Annotated in this window: 18 protein-coding genes, 4 tRNA genes, 3 rRNA genes and 3 pseudogenes; 9 read left to right on the forward strand and 19 right to left on the reverse strand. The window is 48.3% G+C overall.

What is annotated here, in order from left to right; all coding sequences use genetic code 11:
• Window positions 1-28: 28 nt before the first annotated feature.
• Window positions 29-316: pseudogene (locus tag KXD89_RS17570) on the reverse strand (ISAs1 family transposase); the annotation flags it as partial.
• On the opposite strand from KXD89_RS17570, the pseudogene KXD89_RS17575 reads away from it, so the two are divergent.
• Together KXD89_RS17575 and ykfM are read left to right on the forward strand one after the other, a co-directional pair.
• Window positions 305-661: pseudogene (locus KXD89_RS17575) on the forward strand (hypothetical protein); the annotation flags it as partial. The pseudogenes KXD89_RS17570 and KXD89_RS17575 overlap by 12 nt on opposite strands.
• 9 nt (window positions 662-670) lie before the next feature.
• Entirely contained in the window at window positions 671-1,150 is a 480-nt protein-coding gene (ykfM, locus tag KXD89_RS17580) for a protein YkfM (protein WP_001236645.1), read from the forward strand.
• A gap of 136 nt (window positions 1,151-1,286) precedes the next feature.
• Here the strand turns inward: ykfM and KXD89_RS17585 are convergent, their stop codons facing one another.
• From KXD89_RS17585 to dnaQ, 3 genes are all read right to left on the reverse strand, one after another.
• Window positions 1,287-2,072, reverse strand: coding sequence for a lipoprotein (locus KXD89_RS17585; RefSeq protein WP_001086141.1), 786 nt, complete (start codon window positions 2,070-2,072; stop codon window positions 1,287-1,289).
• Between the two features lie 327 nt (window positions 2,073-2,399).
• Window positions 2,400-2,476 (reverse strand) — tRNA-Asp (locus tag KXD89_RS17590).
• Between the two features lie 132 nt (window positions 2,477-2,608).
• Window positions 2,609-3,340 (reverse strand): DNA polymerase III subunit epsilon, encoded by a 732-nt coding sequence (gene dnaQ, locus KXD89_RS17595; RefSeq protein ID WP_001340895.1) that lies wholly within the window; start codon window positions 3,338-3,340, stop codon window positions 2,609-2,611.
• A 64-nt stretch (window positions 3,341-3,404) separates the two neighbouring features.
• Here dnaQ and rnhA point away from each other — a divergent pair, with 64 nt between their 5' ends.
• Entirely contained in the window at window positions 3,405-3,872 is a 468-nt protein-coding gene (gene rnhA, locus KXD89_RS17600; protein WP_000917883.1) for a ribonuclease HI, read from the forward strand.
• Here the strand turns inward: rnhA and KXD89_RS17605 are convergent.
• On the reverse strand, window positions 3,869-4,591 hold the full coding sequence (locus KXD89_RS17605; protein ID WP_001326702.1) for a class I SAM-dependent methyltransferase: 723 nt from the start codon (window positions 4,589-4,591) through the stop codon (window positions 3,869-3,871). The two genes, rnhA and KXD89_RS17605, sit on opposite strands and share 4 nt — an antisense overlap.
• A gap of 33 nt (window positions 4,592-4,624) precedes the next feature.
• On the opposite strand from KXD89_RS17605, the gene gloB reads away from it, so the two are divergent.
• Window positions 4,625-5,380, forward strand: a complete 756-nt coding sequence (gloB, locus tag KXD89_RS17610; RefSeq protein ID WP_001052715.1) for a hydroxyacylglutathione hydrolase — start codon at window positions 4,625-4,627, stop codon at window positions 5,378-5,380.
• Between the two features lie 71 nt (window positions 5,381-5,451).
• Complete coding sequence (gene mltD / locus KXD89_RS17615; protein ID WP_000644685.1) at window positions 5,452-6,810, forward strand: murein transglycosylase D; 1,359 nt, start codon at window positions 5,452-5,454, stop codon at window positions 6,808-6,810.
• A 47-nt stretch (window positions 6,811-6,857) separates the two neighbouring features.
• Here mltD and KXD89_RS17620 read toward each other — a convergent pair.
• Together KXD89_RS17620 and KXD89_RS17625 are read right to left on the reverse strand one after the other, a co-directional pair.
• Window positions 6,858-7,454, reverse strand: a pseudogene (locus KXD89_RS17620) (class I SAM-dependent methyltransferase); the annotation flags it as partial.
• Between the two features lie 30 nt (window positions 7,455-7,484).
• A complete protein-coding gene (locus KXD89_RS17625; RefSeq protein WP_001230983.1) occupies window positions 7,485-8,285 on the reverse strand; it encodes an endonuclease/exonuclease/phosphatase family protein in 801 nt (266 codons plus the stop codon).
• Window positions 8,286-8,525: 240 nt separating this feature from the next.
• Between KXD89_RS17625 and yafC the strand changes: the two genes are divergently transcribed.
• Window positions 8,526-9,440 (forward strand): DNA-binding transcriptional regulator YafC, encoded by a 915-nt coding sequence (gene yafC / locus KXD89_RS17630; RefSeq protein WP_000648572.1) that lies wholly within the window; start codon window positions 8,526-8,528, stop codon window positions 9,438-9,440.
• Here the strand turns inward: yafC and dkgB are convergent.
• From dkgB to gmhB, 12 genes are all read right to left on the reverse strand, one after another.
• Window positions 9,437-10,240 (reverse strand): 2,5-didehydrogluconate reductase DkgB, encoded by an 804-nt coding sequence (gene dkgB, locus KXD89_RS17635; protein ID WP_000997010.1) that lies wholly within the window; start codon window positions 10,238-10,240, stop codon window positions 9,437-9,439. The genes yafC and dkgB overlap by 4 nt on opposite strands.
• A 162-nt stretch (window positions 10,241-10,402) precedes the next feature.
• Window positions 10,403-10,479, reverse strand: a tRNA-Asp gene (locus KXD89_RS17640).
• 54 nt (window positions 10,480-10,533) lie between these two features.
• Window positions 10,534-10,649 (reverse strand): 5S ribosomal RNA (gene rrf, locus KXD89_RS17645).
• Between the two features lie 324 nt (window positions 10,650-10,973).
• Window positions 10,974-11,671 (reverse strand): IS1-like element IS1A family transposase gene (locus KXD89_RS17650; RefSeq protein ID WP_236727822.1). Its coding sequence is split into 2 segments (ribosomal slippage): window positions 10,974-11,422 and window positions 11,422-11,671, totalling 699 coding nucleotides; the frame shifts between segments, so codons are not numbered across the junction.
• Window positions 11,672-11,935: 264 nt separating this feature from the next.
• Window positions 11,936-13,093, reverse strand: coding sequence for a tetracycline-inactivating monooxygenase Tet(X4) (locus tag KXD89_RS17655; protein ID WP_094309310.1), 1,158 nt, complete (start codon window positions 13,091-13,093; stop codon window positions 11,936-11,938).
• A gap of 210 nt (window positions 13,094-13,303) precedes the next feature.
• On the reverse strand, window positions 13,304-13,717 hold the full coding sequence (locus KXD89_RS17660) for an IS1 family transposase (RefSeq protein WP_042062454.1): 414 nt from the start codon (window positions 13,715-13,717) through the stop codon (window positions 13,304-13,306).
• Between the two features lie 8 nt (window positions 13,718-13,725).
• A complete protein-coding gene (locus tag KXD89_RS22605) occupies window positions 13,726-13,827 on the reverse strand; it encodes an IS1-like element transposase (RefSeq protein ID WP_024133889.1) in 102 nt (33 codons plus the stop codon).
• 23 nt (window positions 13,828-13,850) lie between these two features.
• Window positions 13,851-16,755, reverse strand: a 23S ribosomal RNA gene (locus KXD89_RS17665).
• 183 nt (window positions 16,756-16,938) lie between these two features.
• Window positions 16,939-17,014: transfer RNA gene (locus KXD89_RS17670), tRNA-Ala, on the reverse strand.
• Window positions 17,015-17,056: 42 nt separating this feature from the next.
• Window positions 17,057-17,133: transfer RNA gene (locus tag KXD89_RS17675), tRNA-Ile, on the reverse strand.
• Between the two features lie 68 nt (window positions 17,134-17,201).
• Window positions 17,202-18,743, reverse strand: a 16S ribosomal RNA gene (locus tag KXD89_RS17680).
• Together the 16S and 23S rRNA genes with 2 tRNA genes alongside form the textbook arrangement of a ribosomal RNA operon.
• A 362-nt stretch (window positions 18,744-19,105) precedes the next feature.
• Entirely contained in the window at window positions 19,106-19,681 is a 576-nt protein-coding gene (gene gmhB / locus KXD89_RS17685) for a D-glycero-beta-D-manno-heptose 1,7-bisphosphate 7-phosphatase (protein ID WP_001140187.1), read from the reverse strand.
• A gap of 187 nt (window positions 19,682-19,868) precedes the next feature.
• Between gmhB and metN the strand changes: the two genes are divergently transcribed.
• From metN to metQ, 3 genes are read left to right on the forward strand one after another with little or no spacing between them, the layout of a single operon-like run.
• Window positions 19,869-20,900 (forward strand): methionine ABC transporter ATP-binding protein MetN, encoded by a 1,032-nt coding sequence (gene metN, locus KXD89_RS17690; RefSeq protein WP_000594006.1) that lies wholly within the window; start codon window positions 19,869-19,871, stop codon window positions 20,898-20,900.
• Window positions 20,893-21,546, forward strand: coding sequence for a methionine ABC transporter permease MetI (locus KXD89_RS17695; RefSeq protein WP_001294600.1), 654 nt, complete (start codon window positions 20,893-20,895; stop codon window positions 21,544-21,546). Before metN ends, KXD89_RS17695 begins: the two co-directional genes overlap by 8 nt.
• Before the next feature lie 39 nt (window positions 21,547-21,585).
• Window positions 21,586-22,401 (forward strand): methionine ABC transporter substrate-binding lipoprotein MetQ, encoded by an 816-nt coding sequence (gene metQ, locus KXD89_RS17700; protein ID WP_000874226.1) that lies wholly within the window; start codon window positions 21,586-21,588, stop codon window positions 22,399-22,401.
• Window positions 22,402-22,485 lie beyond the last annotated feature (84 nt).

The raw sequence follows: 22,485 nt of genomic DNA on the forward strand, positions 1-22,485 counted from the left end.
TTTAAGGACGGGGAGAGTCGGGGTATTACTACGAAAGCCCGCTCCCCGCAAGGACTGACGCCAGGTAGTTTCTGTCCATGGCTGCTTTTCGCATCTTACGTCTTAACCCTGCCTTGAATACCTTCTCATTCGTCAAAATATTAATAGCAATGTGCCGTATCCCTGAAAATAATTCTGCTGCGTTTCCTCTTCTTATTTTGTAGTCGTCTTCATTCATTACCACGTCCAGACGCCTGTGCAGCTTATTCTCCACGTGCCAGTGGTTTCGGATTGCTGTGGCGAACTTCTCTGCGGTTAAATCAGCAGAACCATAGAATTTATTATGAGTTCAGAGCGAGATCTGGTTAATTTTCTTGGCGATTTTTCAATGGATGTGGCCAAAGCAGTTATAGCCGGTGGTGTTGCAACCGCTATTGGAAGTCTGGCTTCTTTTGCCTGTGTTAGCTTTGGCTTTCCAGTAATTCTTGTCGGAGGAGCAATTTTACTGACAGGGATAGTGTGTACAGTTGTTTTAAATGAAATCGATGCTCAATGCCATTTATCAGAAAAATTAAAATATGCAATTAGAGATGGACTAAAACGGCAACAGGAACTTGATAAATGGAAAAGGGAAAACATGACTCCATTTATGTATGTTCTTAACACTCCACCCGTGATATGAGGATTAACCATGCGTTTACATGTTAAATTAAAAGAGTTTCTTTCGATGTTTTTTATGGCCATATTATTTTTCCCTGCATTCAATGCTTCTTTGTTTTTTACCGGAGTTAAACCTCTATATTCAATAATAAAATGCTCCACGGAAATATTTTATGATTGGAGAATGTTGATTCTGTGCTTCGGTTTCATGTCGTTTTCCTTTTTAAATATTCATGTAATTTTACTTACGATAATAAAATCATTCTTAATCAAAAAAACGAAGGTAGTCAATTTCGCCACAGACATAACAATACAGCTAACTCTTATATTTTTACTAATAGCTATCGTAATAGCACCTTTAATAGCTCCTTTTGTCACAGGATATGTCAATACTAATTATCACCCCTGCGGTAATAATACGGGAATTTTCCCAGGAGCAATCTATATTAAAAATGGCATGAAATGTAATAATGGATATATTTCTCGCAAGGAAGATTCAGCAGTTAAATAATTAAATATTCTAAAACAAACAGTTTTTAACTCCGGATTCCATGTCCTTTCTTGCACTGTCTTTGTCAAGAAAAATTTCTTATGCAAAGAATTTTGTATTATTGCCGCCAGAAATTCCTGGCGGCAGATATAATTTATTATTGATAGCGGTTAACCAAATCTTTTACCATCGCTTTATAGGTCTTTTGCTTAAGTTGCATGATTTGCTGCTCTGTCATATCAGTCGTACTGGCTTCATTCTTGTCGGGCAATGGTGGAAGCACTTTATATTCATAATTCACCGGCGACCAGGTAGCCCACTCACCTGTTGCCACATCCACCAGCGTGAAACGTACCAGGTAGCGCAGGGAGATAGCGTCAGTGAGTTTGTCATTTTTATAGTCGGACCATACTGTTGATTTCAGCGCAGAGTCATATTTTCCTGTCTGCAACATATCCTGGTAAACAATAATCGCTTTCTGATGTCCTTTTGCAGCCACAAAACGCAGTGCCTGCATCCAGTTCATATTCTCAGCACTGGCAACATCCTCGTTCTCATTTTTATCTTTGTTTTTGTTACAAGTCAGAGGCTTTTGCCTGTCCGGGATACCAGAGAATGTGGAAACAGTATAATATTTTCGCATCTCCTCCTGCATAATGGTTTCCGGTGCGCGGTTGCCGGATTGAACAAGTATTACAGGAGAATTAAGGGGAACGCGGAACTCATCTCCATCAAGCGCAGCTTGAATATCCTCTTCGGATACGGCCAGAGTGGTTTCATTACCGAATAAATCTTTGTCTGTCAGTTGCTGGGGAGTGTTTTTATTAATATTACTTTGTGTGACTTGAGCTTTTTTCTTCTTTTCATCAATAGAAGATTCAGAGGCACATCCTGCAAGCAGCGAGAATAACACACATATGCAACAAAGCTTTTTTGAATTCATAATTGGACACTCCCTCGCCTGTCATAATGATTAGAATATTTAGCATTGATAACGGACTCTAATTATATACCTCACTTAAATAATAACAAACAAAATCAATTTGAAATATACATTCATTTAATCAATATAAATTTATTCTCTAGAAATATATTTAAGCTGAATGGTTCGATATCATTATTGAATTTTAATGAATGAGACAACAAGCGAGAATCACGCACCTACGCCAGAGTAAAATCATTGAACAGAGAAATGGTGGAATTCAAATACAAAAAAACCGCAAAATTAAAAATCTTGCGGCTCTCTGAACTCATTTTCATGAGTGAATAGTGGCGGAACGGACGGGACTCGAACCCGCGACCCCCTGCGTGACAGGCAGGTATTCTAACCGACTGAACTACCGCTCCGCGTTGTGTTCCGTTGGGAACGAGGCGAATATTACGGATTGCCTCGACCTTCGTCAACGGTTTTTCTCATCTTTTGAATCGTTTGCTGCAAAAATCGCCCAAGTCGCTATTTTTAGCGCCTTTCACAGGTATTTATGCTCGCCAGAGGCAACTTCCGCCTTTCTTCTGCACCAGATCGAGACGGGCTTCATGAGCTGCAATCTCTTCATCTGTCGCAAAAACAACGCGTAACTTACTTGCCTGACGTACAATGCGCTGAATTGTTGCTTCACCTTGTTGCTGTTGTGTCTCTCCTTCCATCGCAAAAGCCATCGACGTTTGACCACCGGTCATCGCCAGATAAACTTCCGCAAGGATCTGGGCATCGAGTAATGCCCCGTGCAGCGTTCGTTTACTGTTATCTATTTCGTAGCGAGCACATAACGCATCGAGGCTGTTGCGCTTACCGGGAAACATTTTCCTCGCCACCGCAAGGCTATCGGTGACCTTACAGAAAGTATTGGTCTTCGGAATATCGCGCTTAAGCAACGAAAACTCGTAGTCCATAAAGCCGATATCGAACGCTGCGTTATGGATCACCAACTCCGCGCCGCGAATATAGTCCATGAACTCATCGGCTACTTCGGCAAACGTGGGCTTATCGAGCAAAAATTCATCGGCAATACCATGTACGCCAAAGGCTTCCGGATCCACCAGCCGATCGGGTTTGAGATAAACATGGAAGTTATTGCCCGTCAGGCGACGGTTCACCACTTCAACGGCACCAATCTCAATGATCTTGTGGCCTTCATAGTGCGCACCAATCTGGTTCATACCGGTGGTTTCGGTATCGAGAACGATCTGGCGTGTAATTGCAGTGCTCATAGCGGTCATTTATGTCAGACTTGTCGTTTTACAGTTCGATTCAATTACAGGAAGTCTACCAGAGATGCTTAAACAGGTAGAAATTTTCACCGATGGTTCGTGTCTGGGCAATCCAGGACCTGGGGGTTACGGCGCTATTTTACGCTATCGCGGACGCGAGAAAACCTTTAGCGCTGGCTACACCCGCACCACCAACAACCGTATGGAGTTGATGGCCGCTATTGTCGCGCTGGAGGCGTTAAAAGAACATTGCGAAGTCATTTTGAGTACCGACAGCCAGTATGTCCGCCAGGGTATCACCCAGTGGATCCATAACTGGAAAAAACGTGGCTGGAAAACCGCAGACAAAAAACCAGTAAAAAATGTCGATCTCTGGCAACGTCTTGATGCTGCATTGGGGCAGCATCAAATCAAATGGGAATGGGTTAAAGGCCATGCCGGACACCCGGAAAACGAACGCTGTGATGAACTGGCTCGTGCCGCGGCGATGAATCCCACACTGGAAGATACAGGCTACCAAGTTGAAGTTTAAGCCTGTGGTTTACGACATTGCCGGGTGGCTCCAACCGCCTGGCGAATTCGTGGCTTGTTTTTACTCTGTTTCATCGGATTTAGCGTTAAAGGAATAGTCCGTTTCCGGGCAACAATAAGTTGTAAGCAACCAAGCGCAGGAATATGCGCATTCAATAGTTTTCCTCCGTGTTTGTTCCACGGGAGAACGTGGAAACGGCTGGCGTGTAGCACTTCAAAATTCAACAAAGAGAGCCAGTCCAGCTGCCGCATCAGAGTAAACATCCGGCTGTTATAGGGCGAGGTTTTGCGCAATACCGGCACAAGTTTGCGTAATCCCATAAAACTGATGGGATTGAAGCCACTAATGACCAGCCAGCCATCATCAATCAATACCCGATCGGCTTCACGCAATAAACGATGCGGATCGGTGCACCACGGCAATGTATGTGCCAGTAGACAAACATCAACGGATTTATCGGCAAAAGGAAGATGAAGTGGGTCCGCCTGTACCTGGACGGGCATTCCTTGCGCAGAAACATTCACTTGATGAGAAACCGCGCACGCTTCGCAATTGATTTCTGCGCTTAAATTGCCAATCTTAAGCAGATGAAAACCATACATTTTAGTGAACCACGGGTTGAGCTGGCGCTCCAGCGCCTTGCGATAAAGCTTTCCCCAGGGCAAATCGCCCCAGCAATCAGGAGCCACGACAGTTTGAGGGACTCTTGCCGGTTTCATCACAACCTTCCGTTTCACACTGAGAGGTAATCTATGAATCTTAACAGTATTCCCGCCTTTGATGACAATTACATCTGGGTTTTGAATGATGAAGCAGGTCGCTGCCTGATTGTCGATCCCGGAGACGCAGAGCCAGTATTAAACGCCATTGCCGCCAATAACTGGCAACCGGAGGCCATATTTCTCACCCACCATCACCACGATCACGTTGGCGGCGTAAAAGAACTGGTGGAAAAGTTTCCACAAATTGTGGTGTATGGTCCACAAGAGACACAAGATAAGGGAACAACACAGGTAGTCAAAGATGGCGAAACTGCCTTCGTTTTGGGGCATGAATTTAGTGTAATTGCTACGCCGGGTCACACTTTAGGACATATCTGTTACTTCAGTAAACCTTATCTATTTTGCGGCGACACACTGTTTTCTGGTGGGTGTGGTCGGTTGTTTGAAGGGACAGCATCACAAATGTATCAATCACTTAAAAAGTTAAGTGCGTTACCTGACGATACATTGGTATGTTGTGCTCATGAATATACCTTATCAAATATGAAGTTTGCTTTGAGTATTCTTCCGCACGATTTGTCCATAAATGATTATTATCGTAAAGTTAAGGAGTTACGGGCAAAAAATCAAATAACACTACCCGTAATTCTGAAAAATGAGCGGCAAATTAATGTTTTTTTAAGAACGGAAGATATTGATTTAATTAATGTAATTAATGAAGAAACATTATTGCAACAACCTGAAGAGCGTTTTGCATGGTTAAGGTCAAAGAAAGATAGGTTCTGATAAAACTTTCTTGTCATCGGCTCCGTTCGCCGTTATGATCGGTCGTCTTTTAAGCAACTATTGACACACACATGAAGGCAAAAGCGATATTACTCGCCTCTGTCCTGCTCGTGGGTTGCCAGAGTACCGGCAACGTTCAACAGCACGCACAGAGCCTTTCTGCAGCTGGTCAAGGGGAAGCAGCAAAGTTTACAAGTCAGGCACGATGGATGGACGATGGGACGTCTATCGCGCCAGATGGTGACTTGTGGGCTTTCATTGGCGACGAGCTAAAGATGGGAATTCCGGAAAATGACCGGATTCGCGAACAGAAACAGAAATATTTACGCAATAAGAGCTATCTCCACGATGTAACTTTACGGGCAGAGCCGTATATGTACTGGATAGCAGGGCAAGTTAAAAAACGTAACATGCCTATGGAACTGGTACTACTACCCATAGTGGAGAGCGCTTTTGATCCTCACGCAACGTCTGGCGCCAATGCCGCAGGCATCTGGCAGATCATTCCGAGCACGGGGCGCAATTATGGTTTGAAACAGACCCGCAATTATGACGCGCGTCGCGATGTTGTTGCTTCAACAACTGCCGCGCTGAATATGATGCAGCGTCTGAACAAAATGTTTGACGGCGACTGGCTTCTGACCGTAGCGGCTTATAACAGCGGCGAAGGTCGGGTCATGAAGGCAATTAAAACGAACAAAGCGCGTGGGAAATCCACGGACTTCTGGTCGTTACCGTTGCCGCAGGAAACGAAGCAGTACGTGCCTAAAATGCTGGCATTGAGTGATATTCTCAAAAACAGCAAGCGTTATGGCGTACGTCTGCCAACGACCGATGAAAGCCGTGCTCTGGCGCGTGTGCACCTGAGCAGCCCGGTTGAAATGGCGAAGGTAGCAGATATGGCGGGGATTTCCGTCAGCAAGCTGAAGACATTCAACGCTGGCGTAAAAGGCTCCACGCTGGGCGCAAGTGGCCCGCAGTACGTGATGGTGCCAAAGAAGCATGCAGATCAACTGCGTGAATCTCTGGCTTCAGGCGAAATTGCTGCTGTACAGTCGACGCTGGTTGCCGACAATACGCCGCTTAACAGCCGTGTTTACACCGTACGCTCTGGCGACACGCTTTCAAGTATCGCTTCACGTCTCGGCGTAAGCACCAAAGATTTGCAGCAGTGGAACAAACTGCGCGGATCTAAGCTGAAGCCAGGCCAAAGTTTGACGATTGGTGCAGGCAGTAGCGCACAGCGACTGGCAAACAACAGCGATAGCATTACGTATCGTGTGCGCAAAGGCGATTCGCTTTCAAGCATTGCTAAACGCCACGGCGTGAACATCAAAGATGTGATGCGCTGGAACAGCGACACTGCGAATCTGCAACCAGGCGATAAGCTGACGTTGTTTGTGAAAAACAACAACATGCCAGATTCCTGACAAACCAGATAATAAAAAGGCACCGATTCCCCCGGTGCCTTTTTTATTTATGCCGCTTTATGTGCATCTACCATGATGATATCACTGGTGAAAAAGCCATCATTCTGCAAGGCAAAATACGTTCTCACCTCTGTCGATGCGCTCTGTTGGTAAATGCGAATAGCGTCTACTAACGCTTCTGGCGTACGCATTCTCGCGACCCATGAAGAAAATTCCAGCGGTAACTTATCTGTAATTAAATTATCAACTATCAGATTGGCTTCATTGATTAACGTCAACCACTCACCGCTGGCGTAGTTTCGTACGTGAGAGGTATCGCGTAATGCTTCTACCGTCTGTAACCAGATGTCGCGCACTGGGTGACCCGGAGACATTACGTCCATCACAATCAGCCTACCGCCAGGTTTCAATATCCTATTCACTTCTCGCAGTGCTGCACCAACATCATGCCAGTGATGGGCAGAATAACGGCTGATAACAATATCAAATGCGTTATCGGCAAATGGCAGACTTTCGGCATATCCCTGGCGGGTGGTGATATTTTTCAGTTGCCGGGCTTCGGCAGCTTGTGCCACGACATCCAGCATGTGGGCAGATAAGTCATACGCCACCACCGCGCTCACGTTTTGCGCAGCGCCAAACGTTGGTCTGCCCTGTGGCAGACCTGACATACCTTATTTATCAGGCTTGCCGGGACTGAATTCAACGAGTAGCGGATTGTGATCGGAAGCGCGCGTAACCAGTACAGAAGCTTCACTGACGTTCAGACCACGGTAGAAAACAAAATCGAGCGGGCGACCAAACGCCCGACGGCGCTGATCATCGGTAAAACGCACCTGGCGCAGCGACATTTCCCGCGCAAAGCGATATAACGCGTTCATCCTTCTACGGCTCCAGGCATTGAAATCTCCCGCCATAATGACCGGGCCGCTGTGGTGAGCTATCTGATCGCCAATAGGAAGTAACTGCTTACTATAGACATCCACGCCCAGACTGAAGTTGACGGCGTGTATATTAACCACCATCAACAGGCGGGTGTCAGGTAATGGATAGACCGTCACCAGTGCCGACTTCGCCAGACGCAAAATGGGTTCTCGTTCACGTAACGGGCAGCAATACACTGGATGTGCCGCCGAAAGGGTCATTACGCCAGAAGGATGTTGTGGCAGCACGAAAGCGGGTACCTGATCGGCGGCAAGATAGTTAGCGGTCGCAAACTGTACTAACTCTGGCGTTGTCTGCGCTTCCTGCAATAACACCAGATGTGCATCTTTGCCGTAGTTCTTTAATACCGACAACCATTCAGCGCGTTGCTGTTTGTATATGTTCCACACCAGGATCCGAATACGCTCTTCGGTACTTAACGGTTCCCCAGGTGGTAATGCCTGGCCGATGCTCGCAAAAGACCCCGGCGGTAAGATCCTTTCCGCAGGTTGTCCGGCAACATAGCGCATGGCATAGGTGTTTTTTCGCACTTTTGACTTTGAAACCTCTATTACGTCAACCCTTCCGCACTCGGGAGGGTTCTACTGTTATAGGGATTTTAGCTCACTCTTTCAACGAGCAATTGTATATTGTTATGTAAGCAAGTGCTTACACCGGTCAGAATTTTGCTCATTATGGAGAACATTAAATCGCATGACATATCACGCATCCTGATGGTTTAATGACAAATAAATTCAAAATATCTCTTCTATTTTGCAACAGGAGCAAAAATGAAAGCCACGTCGGAAGAACTCGCCATTTTTGTTTCGGTCGTCGAAAGCGGCAGCTTTAGCCGGGCAGCGGAACAATTAGGGCAAGCAAACTCAGCGGTAAGCCGGGCGGTGAAAAAGCTGGAGATGAAACTTGGCGTTAGCCTGCTTAATCGGACCACGCGACAACTTAGCCTGACGGAAGAAGGCGAGCGTTATTTTCGTCGCGTACAGTCAATTTTGCAGGAGATGGCAGCGGCAGAATCAGAAATTATGGAGACGCGTAATACACCGCGTGGACTGTTACGGATCGATGCCGCAACTCCAGTGGTGCTGCACTTTCTGATGCCGTTAATTAAGCCTTTCCGTGAACGCTATCCGGAAGTCACTTTGTCGCTAGTCTCCTCCGAAACGATTATTAATTTGATCGAAAGAAAAGTGGATGTCGCGATACGCGCTGGTACGTTAACGGATTCCAGCTTACGTGCCAGGCCGTTATTTAACAGTTATCGAAAAATTATCGCCTCCCCCGATTATATTTCCCGCTACGGGAAGCCAGAAACGATCGACGATTTAAAGCAACATATTTGCCTGGGATTCACTGAACCCGCTTCCCTCAATACCTGGCCGATAGCCCGTAGCGATGGACAATTACATGAGGTGAAGTACGGTTTGTCATCCAATAGTGGGGAAACACTGAAACAGCTTTGCCTGAGTGGCAACGGGATTGCGTGTTTGTCCGACTACATGATCGACAAAGAAATCGCTCGCGGAGAATTGGTGGAGTTAATGGCAGATAAAGTGTTGCCAGTGGAAATGCCATTCAGTGCCGTCTATTACAGCGACCGTGCGGTAAGTACGCGCATCCGGGCTTTTATCGATTTCCTTAGCGAGCATGTAAAAACAGCTCCCGGAGGAGCTGTCAGAGAGGCTTAATCCCATTCAGGAGCCAGACCTTCCGGGCTAACCAGGCGGTCGTTGCAATCCAGTGCGGCGATCGCTTTTTTATCTTCGGCATCAAGCTGTAAATTTTGTGCCTTAAGATTACTTTCCAGGTTTTTACGTTTAGTAGAAGAAGGAATTACTGAGTAACCTTCCCCCATAGCCCACGCCAGAATCACTTGTGCCGGAGTCGCATTGTGTTTAGCTGCGATACGAGCAATAACCTCATCTTTCAGGGCCTTACCATACGCCAGCGTCATATAGGAAGTAATATGGATGCCGTGCTGTTTAGCCCAGGCAACCACTTTACGGTTTTGCAGATAAGGAGAGAGTTCAATCTGGTTAGTAGCGATGTTTTCAGCACCAACAGCAGCAATCGCTTTTTCCATCAACGGGATCGTGAAGTTGGAAATACCGATCTCACGCGTCAGCCCTTGTTTTTTGGCTTCCAGCAGCGCCTGCATAAACTCTTCAACAGAGACTTCATCGTTTGGTGACGGCCAGTGGATTAGCGTCAGATCAACATAATCGGTACGCAATTTTTGCAGGCTCTCTTTCAGACTTGGGATCAATTTGTCTTTGCTGAGATTTTCAATCCAGATTTTAGTGGTGATGTAGAGTTCATGACGTGGCACGCCACTTTCTGCAATCGCCTGACCTACTGCGGCTTCGTTATCATAGATTTGTGCGGTATCAATTGCGCGATAACCAAGTTCAAGCGCCGTTATCACAGATGAAATAACAACGTCGTCTTTCAGACGGAAAGTACCTAAACCAAATGCAGGGATAGCCATAATATGCCTCTTTTAATGCTATTTTCGTTAACTGAGGTGATTATGGGCTTCAGACTGTTGAGGAAAAAGAGCGTAAAATGCAGAGGATTTTTGCGATTCTGGCAATAATAGATATACAGACGAAAAAAAACCTCGAGCGTTAACTCGAGGCTTCTTAATAAGTGGCGGAACGGACGGGACTCGAACCCGCGACCCCCTGCGTGACAGGCAGGTATTCTAACCGACTGAACTACCGCTCCACCGAATTCTTTTACAACCACCGGTTTTATGACCGGCTTACTGCTTAATTTGATGCCTGGCAGTTCCCTACTCTCGCATGGGGAGACCCCACACTACCATCGGCGCTACGGCGTTTCACTTCTGAGTTCGGCATGGGGTCAGGTGGGACCACCGCGCTACGGCCGCCAGGCAAATTCTGTTTTATCAGACCGCTTCTGCGTTCTGATTTAATCTGTATCAGGCTGAAAATCTTCTCTCAATCCGCCAAAACAGCTTCGGCGTTGTAAGGTTAAGCCTCACGGTTCATTAGTACCGGTTAGCTCAACGCATCGCTGCGCTTACACACCCGGCCTATCAACGTCGTCGTCTTCAACGTTCCTTCAGGACTCTCAAGGAGTCAGGGAGAACTCATCTCGGGGCAAGTTTCGTGCTTAGATGCTTTCAGCACTTATCTCTTCCGCATTTAGCTACCGGGCAGTGCCATTGGCATGACAACCCGGGTAATGACTCCAACTTATTGATAGTGTTTTATGTTCAGATAATGCCCGATGACTTTGTCATGCAGCTCCACCGATTTTGAGAACGACAGCGACTTCCGTCCCAGCCGTGCCAGGTGCTGCCTCAGATTCAGGTTATGCCGCTCAATTCGCTGCGTATATCGCTTGCTGATTACGTGCAGCTTTCCCTTCAGGCGGGATTCATACAGCGGCCAGCCATCCGTCATCCATATCACCACGTCAAAGGGTGACAGCAGGCTCATAAGACGCCCCAGCGTCGCCATCGTGCGTTCACCGAATACGTGCGCAACAACCGTCTTCCGGAGACTGTCATACGCGTAAAACAGCCAGCGCTGGCGCGATTTAGCCCCGACATAGCCCCACTGTTCGTCCATTTCCGCGCAGACGATGACGTCACTGCCCGGCTGTATGCGCGAGGTTACCGACTGCGGCCTGAGTTTTTTAAGTGACGTAAAATCGTGTTGAGGCCAACGCCCATAATGCGGGCAGTTGCCCGGCATCCAACGCCATTCATGGCCATATCAATGATTTTCTGGTGCGTACCGGGTTGAGAAGCGGTGTAAGTGAACTGCAGTTGCCATGTTTTACGGCAGTGAGAGCAGAGATAGCGCTGATGTCCGGCGGTGCTTTTGCCGTTACGCACCACCCCGTCAGTAGCTGAACAGGAGGGACGGCTGATAGAAACAGAAGCCACTGGAGCACCTCAAAAACACCATCATACACTAAATCAGTAAGTTGGCAGCATCACCATTTCGTCCAAGCTCGCCGCGTTTAAATAAAATGAAATGAAGGGAACAGGTAAAAATATTAGATGTTTAATTCTCATACGAGTTACCACCATGGAGCGGATCTTTGCGAACCGCCGAGTACGTGACCCGTACGCTCGGTGGTGTGAGAGGCGCACTCCGTCAGTTACTGGCGGAGCCGTCTACTCGATTATGTGCCGTTTTATTCCATTTTATACATTTAACAATTGCTGAAACGTAAAGTCGGGTTTAAACATTTCAATTTCGTTTTGAGTTGATTCTTCTTGTGCTTCTTTGCCATAGATAAACATTTGCTGTTCATAATTTTCAATAGCCTCTTCAATGCTGTTAAATTTCCCATTGGTCAGATTATCCGACAATATCAAGGCATCCATCAACCCGCTGTTTACGCCTTGTCCTGCAAAAGGAGGCATCAAATGAGCAGCATCTCCAATCATCGTTATGGGTAATGGACGCTTACTTTTCCAAGACTTACCTAAGGGAAATATTCGTGTCGCTAACCCTACAAAAGATGATGTCACACGAATCAGTTCTTTGTAGCGTTCGTCCCAATCGGAAAATTCTTTCAGAAGAAAATCAACGACACTATTTCTGTTTTGAAAATCTACCTGCGTTTGGTTTTTCCATTCATCAGGTGTTTTAAAACTTATTCCAAAATGCAATGCACCATTATTATTAGGATTCGCAAATAATAAATTACCTTGATGAGCAGCCATTAGCCGGTTTCCATTGCATAGCTGAAAAAATCCAGGACAGTTCACCTCTGGATGATGAATATCGGCTTGTATATTGAAAGTACCTGTTTCTTCAACTTCCGTGTCGGTAACAAATTTTCTTACTTTAGACATTCCACCATTGGCAATAATAACCAGATCTGCTGTTTCACTCGGTTTATTCTCAAAAGTTAGTGTCCACTTCTTCTTACCAGGTTCAAGCATAACAAGTTTTCTATCCCAAATAACCGTGTCGTTTTCTAAACTATTCAACAAGATAGCCCTTAAGTCATTTCTGTTTATTTCAGGATTGTCAAATCGATTTTCGGGCTTTACATTTTTTGTGGATAAAATATTGCCTTTTTCATCAGCAATATTTACACCCATTGGTAAGGCTAAGTCATAATAAGTTTGTAACAATCCCGCTTTTTTCATTGCTTCCTGACCTGAACCTTTGTGTAGGTCAAGGGTTCCACCAAAAATTCTTGCCTCTCGGTCGTTGTCTCTTTCGTAAACTGAAACGTCTATGCCGTTTTGCTGTAATAATTTTGCCATAGTCAGTCCAACGGGTCCACCACCAATTATTGCAACGTTCTTATCACTAAGTAAATTCATTTGTTTTTCTTTATTGCTCATTTATATGTTTTTCAATTCCGTCAATTATTGTTGTCCAATCTTCAAAGTGCAATTCGTGTCCTGTTCCTTCAAGAGTAATTAATTTCGTATTTTGTATTACGTGATGAGCGGCAGGGAAAAACACCAAAAGCCTCCCCCATTACCCCGGAACAAATTGAAATCCGTGAGCTCAGGAAAAAGCTACAACGTATTGAAGGTAATGACTCCAACTTATTGATAGTGTTTTATGTTCAGATAATGCCCGATGACTTTGTCATGCAGCTCCACCGATTTTGAGAACGACAGCGACTTCCGTCCCAGCCGTGCCAGGTGCTGCCTCAGATTCAGGTTATGCCGCTCAATTCGCTGCGTATATCGCTTGCTGATTACGTGCAGCTTTCCCTTCAGGCGGGATTCATACAGCGGCCAGCCATCCGTCATCCATATCACCACGTCAAAGGGTGACAGCAGGCTCATAAGACGCCCCAGCGTCGCCATCGTGCGTTCACCGAATACGTGCGCAACAACCGTCTTCCGGAGCCTGTCATACGCGTAAAACAGCCAGCGCTGGCGCGATTTAGCCCCGACATAGCCCCACTGTTCGTCCATTTCCGCGCAGACGATGACGTCACTGCCCGGCTGTATGCGCGAGGTTACCGACTGCGGCCTGAGTTTTTTAAGTGACGTAAAATCGTGTTGAGGCCAACGCCCATAATGCGGGCAGTTGCCCGGCATCCAACGCCATTCATGGCCATATCAATGATTTTCTGGTGCGTACCGGGTTGAGAAGCGGTGTAAGTGAACTGCAGTTGCCATGTTTTACGGCAGTGAGAGCAGAGATAGCGCTGATGTCCGGCGGTGCTTTTGCCGTTACGCACCACCCCGTCAGTAGCTGAACAGGAGGGACGGCTGATAGAAACAGAAGCCACTGGAGCACCTCAAAAACACCATCATACACTAAATCAGTAAGTTGGCAGCATCACCGACAACCCGAACACCAGTGATGCGTCCACTCCGGTCCTCTCGTACTAGGAGCAGCCCCCCTCAGTTCTCCAGCGCCCACGGCAGATAGGGACCGAACTGTCTCACGACGTTCTAAACCCAGCTCGCGTACCACTTTAAATGGCGAACAGCCATACCCTTGGGACCTACTTCAGCCCCAGGATGTGATGAGCCGACATCGAGGTGCCAAACACCGCCGTCGATATGAACTCTTGGGCGGTATCAGCCTGTTATCCCCGGAGTACCTTTTATCCGTTGAGCGATGGCCCTTCCATTCAGAACCACCGGATCACTATGACCTGCTTTCGCACCTGCTCGCGCCGTCACGCTCGCAGTCAAGCTGGCTTATGCCATTGCACTAACCTCCTGATGTCCGACCAGGATTAGCCAACCTTCGTGCTCCTCCGTTACTCTTTAGGAGGAGACCGCCCCAGTCAAACTACCCACCAGACACTGTCCGCAACCCGGATTACGGGTCAACGTTAGAACATCAAACATTAAAGGGTGGTATTTCAAGGTCGGCTCCATGCAGACTGGCGTCCACACTTCAAAGCCTCCCACCTATCCTACACATCAAGGCTCAATGTTCAGTGTCAAGCTATAGTAAAGGTTCACGGGGTCTTTCCGTCTTGCCGCGGGTACACTGCATCTTCACAGCGAGTTCAATTTCACTGAGTCTCGGGTGGAGACAGCCTGGCCATCATTACGCCATTCGTGCAGGTCGGAACTTACCCGACAAGGAATTTCGCTACCTTAGGACCGTTATAGTTACGGCCGCCGTTTACCGGGGCTTCGATCAAGAGCTTCGCTTGCGCTAACCCCATCAATTAACCTTCCGGCACCGGGCAGGCGTCACACCGTATACGTCCACTTTCGTGTTTGCACAGTGCTGTGTTTTTAATAAACAGTTGCAGCCAGCTGGTATCTTCGACTGATTTCAGCTCCATCCGCGAGGGACCTCACCTACATATCAGCGTGCCTTCTCCCGAAGTTACGGCACCATTTTGCCTAGTTCCTTCACCCGAGTTCTCTCAAGCGCCTTGGTATTCTCTACCTGACCACCTGTGTCGGTTTGGGGTACGATTTGATGTTACCTGATGCTTAGAGGCTTTTCCTGGAAGCAGGGCATTTGTTGCTTCAGCACCGTAGTGCCTCGTCATCACGCCTCAGCCTTGATTTTCCGGATTTGCCTGGAAAACCAGCCTACACGCTTAAACCGGGACAACCGTCGCCCGGCCAACATAGCCTTCTCCGTCCCCCCTTCGCAGTAACACCAAGTACAGGAATATTAACCTGTTTCCCATCGACTACGCCTTTCGGCCTCGCCTTAGGGGTCGACTCACCCTGCCCCGATTAACGTTGGACAGGAACCCTTGGTCTTCCGGCGAGCGGGCTTTTCACCCGCTTTATCGTTACTTATGTCAGCATTCGCACTTCTGATACCTCCAGCATGCCTCACAGCACACCTTCGCAGGCTTACAGAACGCTCCCCTACCCAACAACGCATAAGCGTCGCTGCCGCAGCTTCGGTGCATGGTTTAGCCCCGTTACATCTTCCGCGCAGGCCGACTCGACCAGTGAGCTATTACGCTTTCTTTAAATGATGGCTGCTTCTAAGCCAACATCCTGGCTGTCTGGGCCTTCCCACATCGTTTCCCACTTAACCATGACTTTGGGACCTTAGCTGGCGGTCTGGGTTGTTTCCCTCTTCACGACGGACGTTAGCACCCGCCGTGTGTCTCCCGTGATAACATTCTCCGGTATTCGCAGTTTGCATCGGGTTGGTAAGTCGGGATGACCCCCTTGCCGAAACAGTGCTCTACCCCCGGAGATGAATTCACGAGGCGCTACCTAAATAGCTTTCGGGGAGAACCAGCTATCTCCCGGTTTGATTGGCCTTTCACCCCCAGCCACAAGTCATCCGCTAATTTTTCAACATTAGTCGGTTCGGTCCTCCAGTTAGTGTTACCCAACCTTCAACCTGCCCATGGCTAGATCACCGGGTTTCGGGTCTATACCCTGCAACTTAACGCCCAGTTAAGACTCGGTTTCCCTTCGGCTCCCCTATTCGGTTAACCTTGCTACAGAATATAAGTCGCTGACCCATTATACAAAAGGTACGCAGTCACACGCCTAAGCGTGCTCCCACTGCTTGTACGTACACGGTTTCAGGTTCTTTTTCACTCCCCTCGCCGGGGTTCTTTTCGCCTTTCCCTCACGGTACTGGTTCACTATCGGTCAGTCAGGAGTATTTAGCCTTGGAGGATGGTCCCCCCATATTCAGACAGGATACCACGTGTCCCGCCCTACTCATCGAGCTCACAGCATGTGCATTTTTGTGTACGGGGCTGTCACCCTGTATCGCGCGCCTTTCCAGACGCTTCCACTAACACACACACTGATTCAGGCTCTGGGCTGCTCCCCGTTCGCTCGCCGCTACTGGGGGAATCTCGGTTGATTTCTTTTCCTCGGGGTACTTAGATGTTTCAGTTCCCCCGGTTCGCCTCATTAACCTATGGATTCAGTTAATGATAGTGTGTCGAAACACACTGGGTTTCCCCATTCGGAAATCGCCGGTTATAACGGTTCATATCACCTTACCGACGCTTATCGCAGATTAGCACGTCCTTCATCGCCTCTGACTGCCAGGGCATCCACCGTGTACGCTTAGTCGCTTAACCTCACAACCCGAAGATGTTTCTTTCGATTCATCATCGTGTTGCGAAAATTTGAGAGACTCACGAACAACTTTCGTTGTTCAGTGTTTCAATTTTCAGCTTGATCCAGATTTTTAAAGAGCAAAACTTCGCAGTGAACCTTTGCAGGTACACTCTGAAGTATTTTTTATTTAATCACTACAGAGATGGTGGAGCTATGCGGGATCGAACCGCAGACCTCCTGCGTGCAAAGCAGGCGCTCTCCCAGCTGAGCTATAGCCCCATAACATGTAGTTAAAACCTCTTCAAATTTGCCGTGCAAATTTGGTAGGCCTGAGTGGACTTGAACCACCGACCTCACCCTTATCAGGGGTGCGCTCTAACCACCTGAGCTACAAGCCTGTAGAGGTTTTACTGCTCATTTTCATCAGACAATCTGTGTGAGCACTGCAAAGTACGCTTCTTTAAGGTAAGGAGGTGATCCAACCGCAGGTTCCCCTACGGTTACCTTGTTACGACTTCACCCCAGTCATGAATCACAAAGTGGTAAGCGCCCTCCCGAAGGTTAAGCTACCTACTTCTTTTGCAACCCACTCCCATGGTGTGACGGGCGGTGTGTACAAGGCCCGGGAACGTATTCACCGTGGCATTCTGATCCACGATTACTAGCGATTCCGACTTCATGGAGTCGAGTTGCAGACTCCAATCCGGACTACGACGCACTTTATGAGGTCCGCTTGCTCTCGCGAGGTCGCTTCTCTTTGTATGCGCCATTGTAGCACGTGTGTAGCCCTGGTCGTAAGGGCCATGATGACTTGACGTCATCCCCACCTTCCTCCAGTTTATCACTGGCAGTCTCCTTTGAGTTCCCGGCCGGACCGCTGGCAACAAAGGATAAGGGTTGCGCTCGTTGCGGGACTTAACCCAACATTTCACAACACGAGCTGACGACAGCCATGCAGCACCTGTCTCACGGTTCCCGAAGGCACATTCTCATCTCTGAAAACTTCCGTGGATGTCAAGACCAGGTAAGGTTCTTCGCGTTGCATCGAATTAAACCACATGCTCCACCGCTTGTGCGGGCCCCCGTCAATTCATTTGAGTTTTAACCTTGCGGCCGTACTCCCCAGGCGGTCGACTTAACGCGTTAGCTCCGGAAGCCACGCCTCAAGGGCACAACCTCCAAGTCGACATCGTTTACGGCGTGGACTACCAGGGTATCTAATCCTGTTTGCTCCCCACGCTTTCGCACCTGAGCGTCAGTCTTCGTCCAGGGGGCCGCCTTCGCCACCGGTATTCCTCCAGATCTCTACGCATTTCACCGCTACACCTGGAATTCTACCCCCCTCTACGAGACTCAAGCTTGCCAGTATCAGATGCAGTTCCCAGGTTGAGCCCGGGGATTTCACATCTGACTTAACAAACCGCCTGCGTGCGCTTTACGCCCAGTAATTCCGATTAACGCTTGCACCCTCCGTATTACCGCGGCTGCTGGCACGGAGTTAGCCGGTGCTTCTTCTGCGGGTAACGTCAATGAGCAAAGGTATTAACTTTACTCCCTTCCTCCCCGCTGAAAGTACTTTACAACCCGAAGGCCTTCTTCATACACGCGGCATGGCTGCATCAGGCTTGCGCCCATTGTGCAATATTCCCCACTGCTGCCTCCCGTAGGAGTCTGGACCGTGTCTCAGTTCCAGTGTGGCTGGTCATCCTCTCAGACCAGCTAGGGATCGTCGCCTAGGTGAGCCGTTACCCCACCTACTAGCTAATCCCATCTGGGCACATCCGATGGCAAGAGGCCCGAAGGTCCCCCTCTTTGGTCTTGCGACGTTATGCGGTATTAGCTACCGTTTCCAGTAGTTATCCCCCTCCATCAGGCAGTTTCCCAGACATTACTCACCCGTCCGCCACTCGTCAGCAAAGAAGCAAGCTTCTTCCTGTTACCGTTCGACTTGCATGTGTTAGGCCTGCCGCCAGCGTTCAATCTGAGCCATGATCAAACTCTTCAATTTAAAAGTTTGATGCTCAAAGAATTAAACTTTGTAATGAATTACGTGTTCACTCTTGAGACTTGGTATTCATTTTTCGTCTTGCGACGTTAAGAATCCGTATCTTCGAGTGCCCACACAGATTGTCTGATAAATTGTTAAAGAGCAGTTGCGACGCGGCTTTCAGCTCACTGTCGCGAGGTGGCGTATATTACGCTTTCCTCTTTCAGAGTCAACCCTGAATTTCAGGATTTTTCTCTTCAACCGAACCGGCTGTTTGTGTGAAGTGATTCACATCCGCCGTGTCGATGGAGGCGCATTATAGGGAGTCGGCTCAGGAAGACAAGCGGAAAAATGCATTTTTATTTCAACCGCTCATCTTTTAATCATTGTGCCGGTTTTTGCTGCTTTTTTATCGCTTGCGGCAGGTCTGCCAGGCTATTTAACACCCAATCCGCCGCGTTTTCTGCTTCAGGCGTAATAGGTTTACCCGTACGCACCAGCACTTTTGTTCCCACGTTCGCCGCAACCGCTGCCTGCATATCTTCTAATTTATCGCCCACCATATAAGAAGCGGCCATATCAATATGCAAATAATCGCGTGCTGACAAAAGCATCCCCGGATGTGGTTTGCGGCAATCGCAGACCTGGCGAAACTCTTCAACACTACCCTGCGGATGATGCGGGCAATAATAGATACCATCCAGATCGACATCTCGGTCCGCCAGCGACCAGTCCATCCACTCGGTCAGCGTTTCAAACTGTGCTTCGGTAAATTTACCGCGAGCAATGCCAGACTGGTTGGTTACTACCACCAGCGCAAAGCCCATTTTTTTTAGCTCGCGCATGGCGTCAATAACACCGTCGATAAATTCAAAGTTGTCGATCTCATGGACATAGCCGTGATCGACATTAATGGTGCCATCACGGTCAAGAAAAATTGCGGGTACGCTCTTCGCCACCTTTTATAGCTCCTTAATAAGGCATGTGACGCTAGTATCGCATGTTTCGACCTGCAAGAAAGTGCTCTTCGCATAAACCTGATTGATTTAGACGTCTGGATGCCTTAACATCCATTTCATTGACGGCGTTGCCCGTTTCAGGCATTCGAGATGCCACGACTAACTTAATGACGATAATAAATAATCAATGATAAAACTTTCGAATATCACCAAAGTGTTCCACCAGGGCACCCGCACCATCCAGGCGTTGAACAACGTCAGCCTGCATGTGCCAGCTGGACAAATTTATGGCGTTATCGGTGCCTCAGGCGCGGGTAAGAGTACGCTTATACGTTGTGTAAACCTGCTGGAGCGCCCAACCGAGGGTAGCGTGCTGGTCGATGGCCAGGAACTGACCACGCTGTCAGAATCCGAGTTGACCAAAGCTCGCCGCCAGATTGGTATGATTTTCCAGCATTTTAACCTGCTCTCTTCGCGTACTGTTTTTGGCAACGTGGCTCTGCCGCTGGAGCTGGACAACACACCGAAAGACGAGGTCAAACGTCGCGTGACGGAATTGCTGTCATTGGTTGGTCTTGGCGATAAGCATGATAGCTACCCGTCGAATCTTTCCGGTGGGCAGAAACAACGTGTGGCAATTGCCCGTGCGTTAGCCAGCAATCCCAAAGTATTGCTGTGTGATGAAGCCACCAGCGCGCTGGACCCGGCAACGACACGTTCTATTCTCGAACTGCTGAAAGACATCAACCGCCGTCTGGGGTTGACGATTCTGTTGATCACCCACGAAATGGACGTTGTGAAGCGCATTTGTGATTGCGTGGCGGTCATCAGCAATGGAGAACTGATCGAGCAGGACACGGTAAGTGAAGTGTTCTCGCATCCGAAAACGCCGCTGGCGCAGAAGTTTATTCAGTCGACCCTGCATCTGGATATCCCGGAAGATTACCAGGAACGTCTGCAAGCGGAGCCATTTACTGACTGCGTGCCGATGCTGCGTCTGGAGTTTACCGGTCAATCGGTCGATGCCCCACTGCTTTCTGAAACCGCGCGTCGTTTCAACGTCAACAACAACATTATTAGCGCGCAGATGGATTACGCCGGTGGCGTTAAGTTCGGCATCATGCTGACTGAAATGCACGGCACACAACAAGATACGCAAGCCGCCATTGCCTGGCTGCAGGAACACCATGTAAAAGTAGAGGTACTGGGTTATGTCTGAGCCGATGATGTGGCTGCTGGTTCGTGGCGTATGGGAAACGCTGGCAATGACCTTCGTATCCGGTTTTTTTGGCTTTGTGATTGGTCTGCCGGTTGGCGTTCTGCTTTATGTCACGCGTCCGGGGCAAATTATTGCTAACGCGAAGCTGTATCGTACCGTTTCTGCGATTGTGAACATTTTCCGTTCCATCCCGTTCATTATCTTGCTTGTATGGATGATTCCGTTTACCCGCGTTATTGTCGGTACATCGATTGGTTTGCAGGCAGCGATTGTTCCGTTAACCGTTGGTGCAGCACCGTTTATTGCCCGTATGGTCGAGAACGCTCTGCTGGAGATCCCAACCGGGTTAATTGAAGCTTCCCGCGCAATGGGTGCCACGCCGATGCAGATCGTCCGTAAGGTGCTGTTACCGGAAGCGCTGCCGGGTCTGGTGAATGCGGCAACTATCACCCTGATTACCCTGGTCGGTTATTCCGCGATGGGTGGTGCAGTCGGTGCCGGTGGTTTAGGTCAGATTGGCTATCAGTATGGCTACATCGGCTATAACGCGACGGTGATGAATACGGTACTGGTATTGCTGGTCATTCTGGTTTATTTAATTCAGTTCGCAGGCGACCGCATCGTCCGGGCTGTCACTCGCAAGTAACGTTCAACACAACATAAATAATTGAAGAAGGAATAAGGTATGGCGTTCAAATTCAAAACCTTTGCGGCAGTGGGAGCCCTGATCGGATCACTGGCACTGGTAGGCTGCGGTCAGGATGAAAAAGATCCAAACCACATTAAAGTCGGCGTGATTGTTGGTGCCGAACAGCAGGTTGCAGAAGTCGCGCAGAAAGTTGCGAAAGACAAATATGGCCTGGACGTTGAGCTGGTAACCTTCAACGACTATGTTCTGCCAAACGAAGCATTGAGCAAAGGCGATATCGACGCCAACGCCTTCCAGCATAAACCGTACCTTGATCAGCAACTGAAAGATCGTGGCTACAAACTGGTCGCAGTAGGCAACACTTTTGTTTATCCGATTGCTGGTTACTCCAAGAAAATCAAATCACTGGATGAACTGCAGGATGGTTCGCAGGTTGCCGTGCCAAACGACCCAACTAACCTTGGTCGTTCACTGCTGCTGCTGCAAAAAGTGGGCTTGATCAAACTGAAAGATGGCGTTGGCCTGCTGCCGACCGTTCTTGATGTTGTTGAGAACCCCAAAAATCTGAAAATTGTTGAACTGGAAGCACCGCAACTGCCGCGTTCTCTGGACGACGCGCAAATCGCTCTGGCAGTTATCAATACCACCTATGCCAGCCAGATTGGCCTGACTCCGGCGAAAGACGGTATCTTTGTTGAAGATAAAGAGTCCCCGTACGTAAACCTGATCGTGACGCGTGAAGATAACAAAGACGCCGAGAACGTGAAGAAATTCGTCCAGGCTTATCAGTCTGACGAAGTTTACGAAGCAGCAAACAAAGTGTTTAACGGCGGAGCTGTTAAAGGCTGGTAATTTTTAGGCTGTTTCCACAATTTGTAATATCATTCAGGACGGGCGCTTGCCCGTCTTGTCATTTTTACAAGCTCCTGATTCAAT

It is taken from the genome of Escherichia sp. TC-EC600-tetX4, assembly GCF_019356055.1.
Classification (GTDB): Bacteria; Pseudomonadota; Gammaproteobacteria; order Enterobacterales; family Enterobacteriaceae.

What these genes read in the sequence shown, in the direction of transcription:
- ykfM (WP_001236645.1), top strand. Translation starts at nt 671, where the DNA reads ATGCGTTTACATGTTAAATTAAAAGAGTTTCTTTCGATGTTTTTTATG.
- KXD89_RS17585 (WP_001086141.1), bottom strand. Translation starts at nt 2,072, where the DNA reads ATGAATTCAAAAAAGCTTTGTTGCATATGTGTGTTATTCTCGCTGCTT.
- dnaQ (WP_001340895.1), bottom strand. Translation starts at nt 3,340, where the DNA reads ATGAGCACTGCAATTACACGCCAGATCGTTCTCGATACCGAAACCACC.
- rnhA (WP_000917883.1), top strand. Translation starts at nt 3,405, where the DNA reads ATGCTTAAACAGGTAGAAATTTTCACCGATGGTTCGTGTCTGGGCAAT.
- KXD89_RS17605 (WP_001326702.1), bottom strand. Translation starts at nt 4,591, where the DNA reads ATGAAACCGGCAAGAGTCCCTCAAACTGTCGTGGCTCCTGATTGCTGG.
- gloB (WP_001052715.1), top strand. Translation starts at nt 4,625, where the DNA reads ATGAATCTTAACAGTATTCCCGCCTTTGATGACAATTACATCTGGGTT.
- mltD (WP_000644685.1), top strand. Translation starts at nt 5,452, where the DNA reads ATGAAGGCAAAAGCGATATTACTCGCCTCTGTCCTGCTCGTGGGTTGC.
- yafC (WP_000648572.1), top strand. Translation starts at nt 8,526, where the DNA reads ATGAAAGCCACGTCGGAAGAACTCGCCATTTTTGTTTCGGTCGTCGAA.
- dkgB (WP_000997010.1), bottom strand. Translation starts at nt 10,240, where the DNA reads ATGGCTATCCCTGCATTTGGTTTAGGTACTTTCCGTCTGAAAGACGAC.
- KXD89_RS17655 (WP_094309310.1), bottom strand. Translation starts at nt 13,093, where the DNA reads ATGAGCAATAAAGAAAAACAAATGAATTTACTTAGTGATAAGAACGTT.
- KXD89_RS22605 (WP_024133889.1), bottom strand. Translation starts at nt 13,827, where the DNA reads ATGGCCATGAATGGCGTTGGATGCCGGGCAACTGCCCGCATTATGGGC.
- metN (WP_000594006.1), top strand. Translation starts at nt 19,869, where the DNA reads ATGATAAAACTTTCGAATATCACCAAAGTGTTCCACCAGGGCACCCGC.
- KXD89_RS17695 (WP_001294600.1), top strand. Translation starts at nt 20,893, where the DNA reads ATGTCTGAGCCGATGATGTGGCTGCTGGTTCGTGGCGTATGGGAAACG.
- metQ (WP_000874226.1), top strand. Translation starts at nt 21,586, where the DNA reads ATGGCGTTCAAATTCAAAACCTTTGCGGCAGTGGGAGCCCTGATCGGA.